Genomic DNA, 524 nt, shown 5'->3' on the forward strand with positions numbered 1-524 from the left:
AACACGCCAATGCCCGCAAGCCCTATTCCGCTCAAAACGACGCACTGAACAATGCCCCTCTCTCCGCTCGACCAAAGAAAAGCAATGGCGGGAATGATTGCGCCTACTGCAAAGAGCGCAAACGACGCAAGTGCCGCCGTCCACGGGTTTCCGCCGAGTTCTGCTGGATCGAGGCCTAACTCCTCGCGCGTAAGCGTTTCGAGTGCCTTGTCTTTGTCGCGCATGATTTCAGCGGCCACGCGTCGTGCCTCGACCGCATCGAGACCCTTCGCCTGATAGATGAGCGCGAGTTCGTGCCGCTCGGCTTCGGGCATCTGCTCGAGTTCGTCTGCTTCCTTTGCGATTTGGGTGCGCGCGAGCTCGCGCGCATTGGTGACGGAAAGCCACCCGCCGAGCGCCATCGAGACAGCGCCCGCCACGAGTCCCGCGAAAGCGGTCAACAACACGGTTTTGCTGTTGCTGCCCGCACCGGCCACGCCCATGATGAGGCAAAAGTTCGACACGAGACCATCGTTCGCTCCAAG

Annotated in this window: 1 protein-coding gene; it reads right to left on the minus strand. The window is 60.9% G+C overall.

What is annotated here, in order from left to right; genetic code table 11:
- The coding region (locus AWB68_RS46115; RefSeq protein WP_200829006.1) for a VIT1/CCC1 transporter family protein at positions 1-524 on the minus strand (524 nt) is incomplete at both ends.

This window comes from Caballeronia choica (assembly GCF_001544535.1).
In the GTDB taxonomy this organism is placed as follows: domain Bacteria; phylum Pseudomonadota; class Gammaproteobacteria; order Burkholderiales; family Burkholderiaceae; genus Caballeronia; species Caballeronia choica.